This window comes from Curtobacterium sp. ME26, assembly GCF_903970945.1.
Taxonomy (GTDB): Bacteria; Actinomycetota; Actinomycetes; order Actinomycetales; family Microbacteriaceae; genus Curtobacterium; species Curtobacterium citri.
In genome coordinates, this window is sequence record NZ_CAJCKG010000016.1 from 26,530 (window position 1) to 40,307 (window position 13,778).

General features: G+C 68.1%; 12 protein-coding genes. 11 read left to right on the plus strand and 1 reads right to left on the minus strand.

The features are described from left to right. Positions 1–468: 468 nt before the first annotated feature. Positions 469–627, plus strand: coding sequence for a hypothetical protein (locus tag H7A69_RS08355; RefSeq protein WP_182046629.1), 159 nt, complete (start codon positions 469–471; stop codon positions 625–627). A gap of 481 nt (positions 628–1,108) precedes the next feature. Here H7A69_RS08355 and H7A69_RS08360 read toward each other — a convergent pair whose 3' ends face one another. Further along, positions 1,109–1,882: a FadR/GntR family transcriptional regulator gene (locus H7A69_RS08360; protein ID WP_182046630.1), complete on the minus strand. Its 774-nt coding sequence runs from the start codon at positions 1,880–1,882 to the stop codon at positions 1,109–1,111. A gap of 194 nt (positions 1,883–2,076) precedes the next feature. Here H7A69_RS08360 and H7A69_RS08365 point away from each other — a divergent pair, with 194 nt between their 5' ends. The 10 genes from H7A69_RS08365 to H7A69_RS08410 all read left to right on the plus strand — a co-directional run bounded on the left by H7A69_RS08365 (position 2,077) and on the right by H7A69_RS08410 (position 13,434). Continuing rightward, positions 2,077–3,474, plus strand: coding sequence for an MFS transporter (locus H7A69_RS08365; protein ID WP_259346145.1), 1,398 nt, complete (start codon positions 2,077–2,079; stop codon positions 3,472–3,474). Then, complete coding sequence (locus H7A69_RS08370; RefSeq protein ID WP_182046632.1) at positions 3,471–5,207, plus strand: dihydroxyacetone kinase family protein; 1,737 nt, start codon at positions 3,471–3,473, stop codon at positions 5,205–5,207. The genes H7A69_RS08365 and H7A69_RS08370 overlap by 4 nt, the downstream gene beginning before the upstream one ends. Next, the gene (locus H7A69_RS08375; protein ID WP_182046633.1) at positions 5,200–5,700 is read left to right on the plus strand and encodes a ribose-5-phosphate isomerase; all 501 of its coding nucleotides are present in this window, start codon (positions 5,200–5,202) and stop codon (positions 5,698–5,700) included. Before H7A69_RS08370 ends, H7A69_RS08375 begins: the two co-directional genes overlap by 8 nt. Further along, positions 5,700–6,491, plus strand: coding sequence for a triose-phosphate isomerase family protein (locus H7A69_RS08380; RefSeq protein WP_182046634.1), 792 nt, complete (start codon positions 5,700–5,702; stop codon positions 6,489–6,491). The genes H7A69_RS08375 and H7A69_RS08380 overlap by 1 nt, the downstream gene beginning before the upstream one ends. Then, entirely contained in the window at positions 6,488–7,321 is an 834-nt protein-coding gene (locus H7A69_RS08385) for a sugar phosphate isomerase/epimerase family protein (protein WP_182046635.1), read from the plus strand. Before H7A69_RS08380 ends, H7A69_RS08385 begins: the two co-directional genes overlap by 4 nt. Next, positions 7,318–8,235 carry a phosphogluconate dehydrogenase C-terminal domain-containing protein gene (locus tag H7A69_RS08390; protein ID WP_182046636.1) on the plus strand — a complete coding sequence of 306 codons (918 nt, stop codon included), beginning with the start codon at positions 7,318–7,320 and terminating at the stop codon, positions 8,233–8,235. The genes H7A69_RS08385 and H7A69_RS08390 overlap by 4 nt, the downstream gene beginning before the upstream one ends. Before the next feature lie 169 nt (positions 8,236–8,404). Further along, a complete protein-coding gene (locus tag H7A69_RS08395; RefSeq protein WP_182046637.1) occupies positions 8,405–9,505 on the plus strand; it encodes a BLUF domain-containing protein in 1,101 nt (366 codons plus the stop codon). Further along, positions 9,502–10,119: a TetR family transcriptional regulator C-terminal domain-containing protein gene (locus H7A69_RS08400; RefSeq protein ID WP_182046638.1), complete on the plus strand. Its 618-nt coding sequence runs from the start codon at positions 9,502–9,504 to the stop codon at positions 10,117–10,119. Before H7A69_RS08395 ends, H7A69_RS08400 begins: the two co-directional genes overlap by 4 nt. Before the next feature lie 496 nt (positions 10,120–10,615). Beyond that, positions 10,616–11,245, plus strand: coding sequence for a helix-turn-helix transcriptional regulator (locus H7A69_RS17655; protein WP_411469358.1), 630 nt, complete (start codon positions 10,616–10,618; stop codon positions 11,243–11,245). Positions 11,246–12,393: 1,148 nt separating this feature from the next. After that, on the plus strand, positions 12,394–13,434 hold the full coding sequence (locus H7A69_RS08410) for a BLUF domain-containing protein (protein WP_182046640.1): 1,041 nt from the start codon (positions 12,394–12,396) through the stop codon (positions 13,432–13,434). Positions 13,435–13,778: the final 344 nt, after the last annotated feature.

Genomic DNA, 13,778 nt, shown 5'->3' on the forward strand with positions numbered 1-13,778 from the left:
GAGCTCACGGTGCCTGCGGTGCGGATTGAGACGTATCGCGGGATACGTCGCCGTGTGCGGATGGGAACGCATTTCGACCGAGGGCCGTCGGTTCTGCACGATTGTTTCCCCGATCTGAACCGACAGCCCGAGCAGCGGCATCCTGCCGCCAACACGCTTCCCTCTCGAACTGAAGCGTCAGCGGGTCAATAGCCGGCGTGACTGGGGACGCTGTGGTCCGGATGGGGACGAGCGTGGGCCGTTGTGCGAGCAGCCGGCCCACGCTCAGAGCGGATTGTCGGGCAACGCCGCTCCGCGCGGCCACGTCTCCAGACCGCGCTGCCAACAGTGTGCGCGCGTCGAGTGCCAACGTCCAGGGTTCCATCCTCCCGGTGCCCGCTGAGAGCAGTGCGGTTCACGCACTCTTGGTAGGTACGGCGGCAGCAGGGGAGCCCGGTCTGTCAGAGTGGTGACGGAGGAACACACACCATGGCTGAAACCTCGTACGAGCGGGATCGTGACGTTCCTCCGGTGCGCATCGACACGTTCAAGAACATGCAGCGTCGCTTCCGGCGTGGGGATCAGTCGACGCCGCAGGAATCATCCCTGATCGACCTGCACTCGGTGTGGGACGACCTTTACGGGTGACGCCGCGACCCACCTCGCCGCCCCTGGTGTTGGCATAGCGCGCAGAGGGCTGTGGTGGCGGTCCCCAGACATCCTCAGCTCGGCACCGCCACCATGTCCCCACCGTGCTGGTGGACTGTGACCCAGGAGCTCGCTCAAACCGAGTCCAGGGCAGGCTAATCCTGCTCGCTGTCCGGGGGAAGCCCCTCACAGCAAAGAGACTCGGCAAGTCCCTCGCATGCCCAGTCGACCTCGGCGGAGGCTGGCCGCTGTTGATTGCTCATCGGCACGACAGTTGCAGTGCCGTGATCGGAACCAGTTCAGACCCGCGTCTTCCGCCCCCCACTGCTTCCGAGGGAATCCCGCTGCAACGCGCAGACGTATCCCTTGCGTGGCGGTGCGTTAGACGCCGGCGGCGCTTGCCAGCTCGCAAATGCGATCGCCCTCGTTGAATCCTTGATGTGGCTGCCGCTCCTAGTGCTGCCTCACGAGGCCAAGATGGTCAAGCCGGGCCGGTTGTCGCGCTGTCCTCGGCGCTGACGATCGGATCAGCGTTCTCGATACGGGCACTCGCGGTCGCCATGTGGTCGTCCATTGCACGCTGGGTGGCGGCGACGTCGCCCAAGCGGACGGCATCGAGGATTGCTCGGTGCTCCTCGTACGCCGCCTCGGTCGCCTGCCGGGTGCGAACGCGACGGCCGACCCAGACGCTAAGCATCGAGCGGAGGCTCTGCAGGAGGTCGGCGAGGACCTCGTTGCCGGCGGCTCGCGCGAGCAGCACGTGGAACCGGACGTCCGCCTCGATGAACGCCTGTGGGTCGTCGAGGGTGATGCGCTGCCGCTCGAGGTACTCCTGTAGCTCGTCGAGCTGTGCGGCGTCGGCGCGCTGGGCCGCGAGGATCGCCGCGGTGCGTTCGAGCGAGGAGCGGACCTCGAGCAGCTCGCGCGTCCGGTTCGACGCGAGCATCAGACCCCAGGACAGGGTCGTCGGGAGTAGGTCGGACGTGCCGCCCTGCAGGTAGGTGCCGGAACCGGGCCGGATCTGCACGATGCCGAGGATCTCGAGCGCTGCTAACGCCTCACGGACCGCGGACCGTCCGACTCCGAGCTGCTCGGCGATCACGCGCTCCGAGGGGAGGCGGGACCCGGGCGCAAGCTCGCCGGTGGTGAGCAGGGTCACGAGCTGCCGCGCGACCGCGGAGGCGGGGGACCCGGCGGGCACCGACTCGAGTTCGAGTCGGATGTTGAGCGGGTCGTTCTCGCTGAACGCGGGCATGCAGTGAGCGTACCGGCGGTCGGCGGACGAACCGATGACAACACAAGTTGGTCAACCGGTTGACAAGTGACATGGCGGGGTCGACACTGGATCCGCGCACCGATGCGCATGTCCGACCGGCCCGGTGCCAGCGGACCACCCCGACCCGGCGATCCGGCACCGCTGCCGCGCATCCACCCCGAGCAGGAGTCACCGTGGACATCCCCGCAACCCGAGGCATTCCGACCTCGCTCGTCGAGAAGTCGACGATCCGCAAGATCTCGATCCGCATCGTGCCGTTCGTGGCGCTGATGTTCTTCATCAACTTCCTCGACCGAACCGCGATCTCGTTCGCCGCGCCGAACGGCCTCGAGGCTGACCTTGCGCTCACCGCGGCGCAGTACGGCTTCGCCTCGGGGGTGTTCTTCGTCGGGTACATCCTCCTCGAGGTGCCGTCGAACCTTGCGCTGCACCGGTTCGGTGCCCGCATTTGGCTTGCCCGGATCATGATCACGTGGGGCATCGTCTCGCTGCTGTTCACGTGGGTGCAGAACTACCCGCAGCTCGTCGGCCTACGGTTCCTGCTCGGCATCGCCGAGGCCGGTTTCTTCCCGGGCGCGATCCTGTTCCTGTCGACGTGGGTCCCGGCTCGACACCGCGGCAAGATGCTCGCCCTGTTCTACCTGGCCCAGCCGCTGACGAGCGTCATCGGCTCCCCGCTCGCCGGCTGGCTGATGACGCACGAGGGGCTGCTCGGCGGGCTCGAGGGCTGGCGCTTCATGTTCCTCTGCGTCTCGATCCCCGCGATCATCGTCGGCGTCCTCTGCCTCTTCGTGCTCAAGGACAAGCCGTCACAGGCGAAGTGGCTCGACGCGGACGAGCGGAACTGGCTTGAGGGTGCACTCGCCGCCGACCGCAAGGGCAAGACCGACGGGCACGGCGCGAAGGGCGGCTTCAAGGCCGCGTTCGGTTCCGGCCGGGTGTGGATGCTCGCCGGCGTGTACTTCGGCTTCATTTACGGCCTCTACGCGCTGAGCTTCTTCCTGCCGACAATCATCGCCGGCTTCCAGGAGCAGTTCGGCACCGAGTTCGACCTGTTCCAGAAGGGCCTCATCACCGCAATCCCGTACGTACCGGCCGCGTTCGTCCTGTACTTCTGGTCGCGAGACGCCTTCCGCCGCGGCGTGAAGGTCTGGCACATCGCCGTGCCGGCGCTCGTCGGCGGGCTGTCGATTCCCGTCGCGCTCTACATGAACTCCCCGGCTGCCACGATCGCGGTCATCGCGGTCACCGCCTGCGCAATCTTCGCCGCTCTGCCGAACTTCTGGACGGTGCCGACGCAGTTCCTCTCCGGAGCCGCAGCGGCCGCCGGAGTCGCACTCATCAACACGGTCGGCAACCTCGGCGGCTTCGCCGCCCCGTACATCACCGGCGCGGTGTCCGACGCGACCGGCGGCTTCCAGGTCCCGATGTTCCTCGTCGGCTTCTTCATGCTCCTGTCCTCGCTGCTCATGGTGATCGTCGCCCGCAACAGCCGACGAAACGGTGGCACAGGCTTCGGCGGCGTGCCCACGACGGCGACGGACGCGCCTGTTGCGGAGGCGCAGCGATGACCCGCCTGTACAACGACCCCGCGGACTTCGCCGACGAGATGGTGGACGGCTTCGTCGCCGCGAACCACCGGTGGGTGCGCCGGGTGCACGGCGGTGTCGCCCGCTCGACCACCAGCCCGGCCGGGACCGTCGCGCTCGTCGTCGGTGGCGGCTCCGGCCACTACCCGGCGTTCGGCGGCCTCGTCGGGCACGGTCTCGCCGCCGGTGCTGCCATGGGTAACCTGTTCGCCAGCCCGTCCGCCCAGCAGGTGACCGCGGTTGCGAAGGCGTCCGAGCACGGCGGCGGCGTCCTGCTGTCCTACGGCAACTACGCCGGCGACGTCCTGAACTTCGACGCCGCGGCACGGGCACTCGCCGACGCCGGCATCGCCGTCCGGACCGTCCGCGTGACCGACGACGTCGCGTCCGCCTCGGCCGAGCATGCGCACGAACGACGCGGTATCGCCGGGGACCTCTGCGTCTTCAAGGTCGCCGGTGCAGCGGCCGAGCGCGGTGACGACCTCGACACCGTCACGGCGATCGCCTCCCGCGCCAACGACCGCACCCGCTCCTTCGGCGTCGCGTTCTCGGGCTGCTCGCTGCCGGGCGCCGACGAACCGCTGTTCACCGTCCCCGAGGGACGCATGGCGATCGGCATGGGTATCCACGGTGAGCGCGGCATCGCCGAGGCCGCAGTCCCCACCGCGGCCGGACTCGCCGACCTGCTCGTGACACGGCTGCTCGACGAGCTACCGGAGGGCGTCACCGCCGCGGGCGCCCGGGTCGTGCCGGTCCTCAACGGACTCGGCAGCGTCAAGTACGAGGAGCTCTTCGTCGTCTTCGGTGCTGTACAGCGCCTGCTGACCAACGCGGGCGCGGTCGTCGTCGAGCCCGAGGTCGGAGAGCTCGTCACATCGTTCGACATGGCAGGGGTCTCGCTGACCCTGTTCTGGCTCGACGAGGAACTCGAGGCCCTCTGGGCCGCACCGGCCGACAGCCCCGCGTACCGGAAGGGCGGCGCCGTCGCGCAGGAGCCCGTGCCCACCGACGTCCTCGAGCAGGGCACCGTCGTACCGGTCACGCCGGGCACCGAGGAGTCCCGCGACAGCGCTGTCCACGTCGCTGCTGCGATTTCCGCGATCCGCCAGATCGTCGACGAGCACGTCGACGAGCTCGGCCGCATCGACGCGGTCGCCGGGGACGGCGACCACGGTATCGGTATGCAGCGCGGGTCGACCGCCGCGGACACCGCCGCGCAGGACGCTGCGGGCCGAGGCGCCGGTGCAGGGTCCGTCCTCGTGATCGCAGGGGACGCGTGGTCGGATAAGGCCGGTGGGACGTCCGGTGCGATCTGGGGCGCCGGCCTGGAGGCGCTGGGGCGCGTCGTCGGGGACGAGTCACGTCCGTCGTCGGTGACCGTCGCAAGCGCGGTGCACGCCGCCACCGAGGCGGTGCTGGCCTTCGGTGCCGTGCCCGGCGACAAGACGATGGTGGACGCCCTCGTCCCCTTCAACGACGTCCTGACCGCCCGTGTCAACGCGGGCGACGACCTGCCGACCGCATGGGGCGCCGCATCCGCCGCCGCACGCGAGGCCGCCGACGCGACCGCGGCCCTGCTGCCGCGGAAGGGCCGCGCCCGCACCCACGGCGAGGACGCGGTCGGCACGCCGGACGCGGGCGCCGTGTCGTTCGCACTCATCACGGCCGCGGTCCTCGCGACCCTCATCACGCAGAAGGAAGAGCAGCATGTCTGAAACCGCGACCCCCGAGCAGCAGTTCCGCCTCGTCGTCGGCTCCGACGACGCCGGGTTCGCGTACAAGGAAACGATCAAGCGCGATCTCGAGGCCGACCCGCGGGTGGTGAGCGTGGTGGACGTCGGCGTCGACGCCGACGGGCACACCGCCTACCCGCACGTCGCCGTCGACGCCGCGAAGCTCGTCGCCGACGGCGAGGCCGACCGGGCGATCCTGATCTGCGGCACCGGACTCGGCGTCGCGATCGCGGCCAACAAGGTCCCCGGCATCCGGGCCGTCACGGCGCACGACTCGTTCAGCGTCGAGCGCTCGGTCCTGTCGAACGACGCGCAGGTGCTCTGCATGGGGCAGCGGGTTGTCGGGGTCGAGGTCGCGCGGCGGATGGCCAAGGAGTGGCTCAGCTACACGTTCGACCCGTCGTCCGCGAGCGCTGAGAAGGTCGCCGCGATCTGCTCGTACGACGGCTCCGCCCCGGTTGGGACCGACGCCTGATGCCCGCGTCCACGGCAGCCGCCCCGCTCACGATCGGGGTGTCGCTGAAAATGTACTTCGGGCACGCCCGGACGCTCGCGTGGACGGCCGCCGTGGTCGACGTCGCCCGCTCCCACCCGGCCGTGCGGTCCGGCGCGGTCGAGCTCTTCGTCGTCCCGACGTTCCCCGCGCTCGTGCCGGTGCGGGAGCTGCTCGACGGCAGCCCCGTGCTGCTCGGTGCACAGGACCTGGCGTGGGCGGACGAGGGGGCCCTCACCGGCGAGGTGTCCGGCCGCGAACTGGCGGAGATCGGCGTCGACCTCGTCGAGATCGCGCACGCCGAGCGGCGCTCCCTCTTCCACGAGTCGGACGACGACGTCGCGGGGAAGGTGCACGCCGCTCTCCGAAACCACCTGCGTCCACTGATCTGCGTCGGTGAGGCGACCCGTGCCTCCAGTGCGGACGCGGTCCGCGACGTGACCGCACAGCTGGACCGTTTCCTCCGGACCGCGACGGCGGACGGACTCGCCGGTCCGGTGATCGCGGCGTACGAGCCAGTCTGGGCAATCGGAGCGGCCGAGCCCGCGCCGGACGAGCACATCGTCGCGGTGCTCGCCGGGATCGAGGCGTACCTGGCAACGCGGCCCGAGCTCGCCGGCAGCGTCGCGATCTACGGCGGCAGCGCCGGACCCGGGCTCCTCACACGCGGCCAGGGACAGATCGGCGGCCTCTTCCTCGGCCGCTTCGCCCACGACCCGTTCGCGATCGCGACGATCCTCGACGAGGTACAGGCCCTGGCGGTGCACGCATGACGTCCCTGCTCGGCCTCTCGACCTACGCGTACACCTGGCGGATGTCCGACCGGGTGCCCGCACCCATGACGCTCGACGACGTCCTCCACAACGCCGCCGCCCACGACGGCGTGGACCTGTTCCAGATCTGCGACCACGCGCCGCTCGACACCGCCTCGGACGAGCGCCTCGCGGCGGTCCGCGCTCTCGCCGACAAGCTCGGGCTGACCCTCGAGGTCGGGACCCGCGGCACGCACCCCGACCACCTCGCCCGGTACCTACACGTCGCCGAGCGGCTCGGCGCCACGCTCGTGCGGTCGATGTGGAGCGCGGGGGACGACCTGCCGGACCCGGCCGAGACCGAGCGCCGACTCCGTGCCGTCCTGCCTGCCTACGAGGCCGCCGGCGTGACGCTCGCGCTCGAGACGTACGAGGTCGTCGCCACCACGGACCTCGTCGACGTCGTCGCACGGATCGGGTCTCCGGCCCTCGGCATCTGCCTCGATCCCGCGAACACCGTCGCCCGGCTCGAGCACCCCGCCGACGTCGTCGCCCTGACCGCTCCGTGGGTCCGGAACTGGCACGTTAAGGACTCCGGATTTACCCGGTCGCCGGGCTGGGTCGGGTTCCAGTACACGGGCGTGCCGATCGGCACCGGCGTCCTCGACCACGACGCCGTCCGCACCGCGATCGACCCCGACCGGCGCGGGATCAACCGCGTGATCGAGTTCTGGCTGCCCTGGCAGGACGCTTCCCTCGGGTTCGACGGCGACCCCGCACAGACCACCACCCGCACCGAGGCGGCGTGGACCGAACAGACCATCGAGTACCTCAGGAGCAAGGAATCATGACCGACACCGCCACCACCAGCCACACCGTCGCTGCCGGCTCCGGCACCGCCGACGTCACCGTCGCCGTGATCGGGGCGGGCGGCAAGATGGGCACCCGCGTCTCGAACAACTTCGCCAAGAGCGAGTACACGACGCTCTACAGCGAGGCATCGCCCGCCGGCCAGGAGCGCATCCGCGACCTCGGACGCACCATCACCGACAGCATCGACGCCGCCGCGGCCGCCGACGTGGTCGTCCTCGCCGTCCCCGACGTCCTGCTCGGCAGCATCTCCGAGCAGCTCGTCCCCGTCATGAAGCCGGGCGCGACGATCCTGACGCTCGACCCGGCCGCCGCGTACGCCGGCCTGCTCGCGCAGCGCGAGAACATCCACTACGCCGTCGCACACCCGTGCCACCCGTCAGTGTTCCTCGAGCGCACCACTAAGGAGGAGTGGGACGACACCTTCGGCGGCATCGCCGCGCCGCAGGAGGTCATCGCCGCGTTCGACGCCGCTGAGTCGCTCGGCGACGAGGGTGACGCCGCGAAGGCGATCGCTGAGGCCGTGATCACGACGATGTACGCGCCGGTCATCCAGGTGCACTGGGTCACCGTCAAGCAGCTCGCCGTCCTCGAGCCCACCCTCGTCGAGACTATCGCCTGCATGATCGGCGACTTCCTCAACGACGCCCTCGAGGAGACCGTCACCGGCGTCGGCGTGCCCCGCGAGGCCGCCCGCGCGATGCTGTACGGCCACACCTGGATCGCCCTGACGAACGGCCTGCGCGGTTCGAACCCCTTCTCGGACGCCTGCCACATCGCGATGGGTTACGGACGCGAGAAGCTCATCAAGGAGGACTGGAAGCAGGTCTTCGACGACAGCGAACTCGACTCGGTCATCGCCAAGATGCTCAAGATCGACGCCATCAAGCGCTGACCAAACGGCTCAACCAAGATGCCCCGCCGACTACTTGTCGGCGGGGCATCTGCGTGTGCCGAGGACGTGTGCGTCGGAGGGCGTCACCCCCCCGTTCGCGATTGGCGTTGAGGGGCGGGAAGTGTCACCGTGTGGGCATCTCGTTCAACGTGCGATCAGGGGAGCCGCCATGCAGGTACTTGCGTTCGTGATGGAATCGCCCCCACCGTTGACGGACGGGCGGTTCGCGGTCCTCCTGGCTGCTCTGGGACGCGGGAACGCTTCGGCTGGCATCACGGGAGTCCTGGCACGCCACGACGGTCATTATGTCGGCCTCATCGAGGGCGATGAGGGCGCCGTCGCGGACAGGTTTCGGCAGATCGGTGCGGAGCCTCGGTACGGCGTCGTCCGGGAACTGTGCAGGGAGACCGTCCAGCACCGGCTGTTTCCCGGCTGGGCTGCGGCACACCAGCAGGAAGACCCGCTGCTGCACAGCGCGGGGGACGTCGCCGCCGCGGTCACCACACCGCACGACACCGACCCGGAGCTTTCCGCCCGCCACGGGCGTGCACTGCTGGCATGGTTCCGTGCCCACCCACGAGCGCCGTTGTCCGCTCAGCACCACACCGACGGCACGACGCCGCGGGTCCGCATTTTGAACGCCACGATCGAGGCGCTGCACGAGACTGGCGTCGAGGACTGCTCGGTCGAACTCGTCGCCGATGTCGCCAGCATCAGTGTGGACGACCTCCTTGCACTGTTCCCGACCAGGGCGGACCTGACGGGTGCGACGATCCAGCGGTGGGCGGGAGCGTTGTCCGCGCCGTTGTGGCCGATCGCCGCGGAACTCGGTGTGGTCGCCTACCTCCGCGCCCTCGTCCGCGCCCATGCGGAGCACCCAGCCCTGATGCGGCTCGTGGCGAGTACCCTCAGCGCAAGCACCAGCCTGACGCAGCCTGGCGGAGAGCTCTTCAGGACGATGTACTCAAGCTTCAAGGGGACGGTGCGCACGGCTCTCGAGGACGACATTCGTCGCGGGCGCGAGCCCGCGGCGCTGGATCCTGACGAGGGTGCCCGGCAACTCCTTGCGTTGTACGACGGGCTGCGTCTTCAGGCGCTCCTCGAACCAGGACTGGACATTGCCGATGCGTTCGATCGTGCAGTGACCGGTGTCCGCGCAGGCTGGTCCGAGCGCCGCGGGTCCGCCGCATGCGAGGACCCGTTCGACTGGCACGCGACGGTTCAGGCCAGGCCACGTTTGAGGCTGCCCACCACCGGGCGACGTCCGTGACCGACGTCAGATCAGCCGCGGAGGCGGGGGACCAGGCGGAACGGAGCCGCGTCGTCGTCGGCGCCGTCCAGGCAGCCCGACGAGACGGCTTCGTCAACCTCGACTACTTCTCCGTTGCACGCGCTGCGAACGTGGAGGTGTGGAGGGTGAAGCAGCTCTTCCCCACCTGGGAGTCGCTCGTCGTCGCAGCCGCCTCGCACTGGATCGGGGCTGCTCGCCGTCAGTCACGCGTGATCGCTGAGACGCGGGGCGCCGTGGCGTACCTGCGGCACCTGCTGCGCCTCAGTCAGCTCGACCCGGCGATGATGCGAGCGCGTGTGCACCTGATGAGCGTGGCATGCAACGCCCGCGGCACGGAGGACGACTGGTACCGGGAGCAGTACGCGCACCTAATGCAGGACGTCGCGCAGTTCCTGGGCCGCGACATGATCGCCGGGCGGGAGCCGAGGTCGATGGCCCCCCGGCACGCGGCGAAACAGCTCACCGCGCTGTACGACGGTCTGCAGCTGCAGTACCTGCTGACGGACGAACCGGACCTCCTCGGCACGTGGGACCGCGCCGTCGCGCGCATGCGTAGTGGCTGGAGCAGCGAGTACACCGAGCCAACGAGCTGAGCGATTGACGTGCATCCCAATTGTTAGGCCCTGTTCTTGCTCAGGGACAGATGCAGTACGTCATTGTTTTCCAACGAACCGCGCCGTACGGACATTCGCAACTTAGGCGCGAACCGTGGCCCGGCAGATGTATTACCGTGTTCGACGCCACCAGTGAGTTGAGGGAGTGTTGTTGTTCTTCGGGGAAGGTACTTGTGCTGCGGTATCAGAAAACCACGGGGAGGGCGTCGCTGCGGCGATGCATGCTGCATACGGATCAAAGCTGTTGCATGTGGACGGGAGTGTGTCGTACCGCCAGCGTATCGTCCGGGACACACGGTTCGCGGTCGCGGAGACAATGTTGAATGGGCGCCTGGTATGCGAGTCGGATGTGCTGCCATTCCTTGTTGTCGTAAGTCTCGATTCGGGTGGCTCGCAAATGGTCCAGGCGGGCTCGTCGCGATGGGAACGAAGCGACGCGACACCATTCCTTTTTCCGCTCCGACGGAAACGTCTGATGTGGCGCGATGTGCGGCTGCGGCACACGATCCTGGATATCGCAGCAGTCGACGACGTCCTCGCGGGATGGGGGTTGCTACCGGTACGACTGCTGCGGCTGCGATCAGCGCCACGCCAAGCAGCGCTCCAGCGCTGGAAGGCCGTTTCCCGGCACGCACAGGCATATGCCGGTTCGGCAACATTCATCGACGCTCCACTTTCGCGGAATGCTGTGTTCGGCCTCCTCACGGCGGCGTTCGTTGAGGCGTTCGCTGATCGATCTCAGTCGCCGGTTGATGCGCCTGTGCATCCTGCCGGGGGGCGCCGAGCGGTCAAGGTCGCCGTCGAGTACACCCGCGAGCATGCCGCCGAGGACCTACCAATTCCGACGGTGGCCGCTGCTGCCGGGGTGTCTGTTCGTGCGCTGCAGCGAGCGTTCGCGGCCAAGCTCGGGCAACGTCCGTTAGACGTGATCCGTACCGAACGATTACGTCGCGCACGGGAGGATCTCCGGCATTCACACTCAGGAGCGCCGACAACCGTCCGCGTTGTCGCCGCTCGATGGGGTTTCACCAATGCAGGCCGGTTCGCAGCAGCGTACGCAGCACAACACGGACATCCTCCGGCAGAGGATCTACGCCGCGGATGATTTCCCGGTTGTCCCACGACGGCCAGTGCCGCATAGTGTCGCTGCGTCGCAAGATGTCTCTTGCCGCGACGAATAGACGTACGGCAGCGTAGGTGTATCGCCGAAGTAACCCTCCCCGGCGGATATGTCGGAACAGGTTCCCACGACAGGGTCGTCCCCGTCTTGGCTGTCGTTCAGGTACTTGACGCACCGATCGGGTCGGTGCCTTCCGACAAATGGGGTCGGTCCCGATTGGATCAGGTTCAGGACCGGCCCCACCCCCGCCCCTCGGAGGGTGCGAACATAAAGACGTTCCATTCTACATCTATCCGAGATTCATGAGACGCATGGAAGTAAGATTCGTAATGGCACGCTCCGGCGCTTCGGGCGGATTTGTCAAACGACCGGGCGTAGCAGCCGGCCACGCTGTAAGATTCAGGTGAAGTACTAGCCGCCATGGCCGTGGCCAACCCACCATCAGTGCCTTATTCAGCAACACTCGCGGATGCGGCGCACGGAGGTGTACCTCAAGCGACCCGCTATCAACAATCTGAATAGTTGGGATTCCGCTTCAGGCTAAAAGGACATTCGATGCTGCCGAATTCGGTACGAGAGCATTTTGGGTTTCCGGTGGCATTGTCCGCAGCGGTGGAGTCGGCAGCGGTGTCAGCACACAATGGAGCGCGGGCACCGCCGTCGCGTAGGACAGCACGAGTCTCAGCGTCGACGATGTAGGCACCTGCCGCTGGGCTCGCCAGCTTCTCGCAAGTATGAGTTGGAGCGGCGGCACGCACTCCATTCACTGAGTCGACGTCGTAGTCGGAGGAGTGCTGTATATCCGAAGGGACGGCAGCGTAGCGTTTCTTCGCTTCCCCCGTGGTCCCTAGCTGCGGGTGCCCGGCTCCCTGTTCCCGGGCTGGCCTCGTCATGACCTTGAGCGTCGACCCCCGACGGCGTCGTAGCGCGTGGGCGGTGGTCCTGGACCCGAACCAATGACCATCGCCTACGCATCTCACTCAACCCTCGTGCCTGCTTGGCTCCCGTCAGGCTCGCGTAGCGATCGCCGTCGTCTGCCCGAATGTGGGGTTGCGTCAGATGCTGACGGAGTCTTCACTCGAACGTGCAGTGTTCCGGCAACAACAGGGAGACCAGAACCGATGCGTTCGATCGTGTACACCAGCACCCAGACCCGTCCGATCACGGACACCGAACTTGCGCAGATCCTCGCGGTGGGGCGGGAGAAGAACACCGCGCTCCGGGTGACGGGCATCCTGGCGCACAAGGGCGATAACTGCCTCGGGATCCTCGAGGGCGACGACGAGGTTGTCGGGGCCCGGTTCGAGCAGGTCCGCATCGACCCGCGGCACACGAACGTGCGGGTCCTGGCGGACGAGACCGTGGCGCAGCGGTCGTTCCCGGACTGGTCGATGGCCTTCCAACCCCTGGACCCGCTCATGCGGCATGTCCCAGGCTTCAGTGACCTTTTCACGGACGGGCGGCTGCTCGACCCAGCTGCAGGGCTCACCCGCGCCCGGGGGCTGCTGGAGTGGTTCCGGAAGCATCCCCTGGCGCCGTTGACGAGCCAGACTGCCGCCGAGGAAGAGGGTCCTCGGACGCGTGCGGTCAATGGTGCGATCACGGCGTTGCACGATGGCGGTGTCACCCGGTTCACCCTCGACGTCGCGGCTGAGCACGCGGGTATGACGGTGGAGGCGGTGCGGCAGTTCTTCCCGTCGGATCGTGCGTTGCTGGCGGCGACGGTGGAGCGGTGGACGGAGGCGATCTCGGCACCGCTGGTGCCCCTGATCGCGGAGAAGGGCACGGTCGCGTACTTGCACGCGCTGATGGCAGCGCATGCGGAAGAACCGGCGCTGATGGAGCTGCTGGCGTACAGCCTCGCCTCGGCCAGTGACCCGTCGTTGGATGGGGCGGACTACTACCGGTCCGCGTACCGACGGTTCCGCGAGGCAATCCACGAGGGCCTCGTGGTCGACGTGCGGGACGGGCGGGAACCGGCGACGATGGATCCGGTCCGGGGTGCGAAGCAGCTTCTGGCCCTCTACGACGGCCTTCGCCTGCAGGCGCTGCTGACGGCTGACACGGATGTGGTGAACGAGTTTGACCGGGCCGCGACTCGGATGCGGCGTGGCTGGTCGGAGCAGTACGAGCAGCCCCGTTACTGGGATATCCCCGTCGCAGGCACCCGGTAGGGGAGCTGCGGCCGGGAAGGGTGGCGCCCGCGGTACGGGAAGGCGACCGCGGACACCACCCGAGCCGCTCCGAGCTGATCAGGTCACACGTCGCAGCTCTACTTCGGTAACCAGCCGAAGCACACCCAGTATGCGGGCACACCGTGTGATGGGCCGTGTCTCCCTTTGAGGGGGCTTGTGCGTACAAACCTGATCCGGAAAGGTATGTAGCGCTGGAGCAGTTCGGGTCTGTTCTAGTACCCGGGAACGCCGGCCCCGCAGAGGCCGGCGTTCCGCAGGTTCCGGCGCATCGTGCGACGAGCAGCGTTCCCCGTCGGGTCGAGATCGAGCACTCGACGATTCAA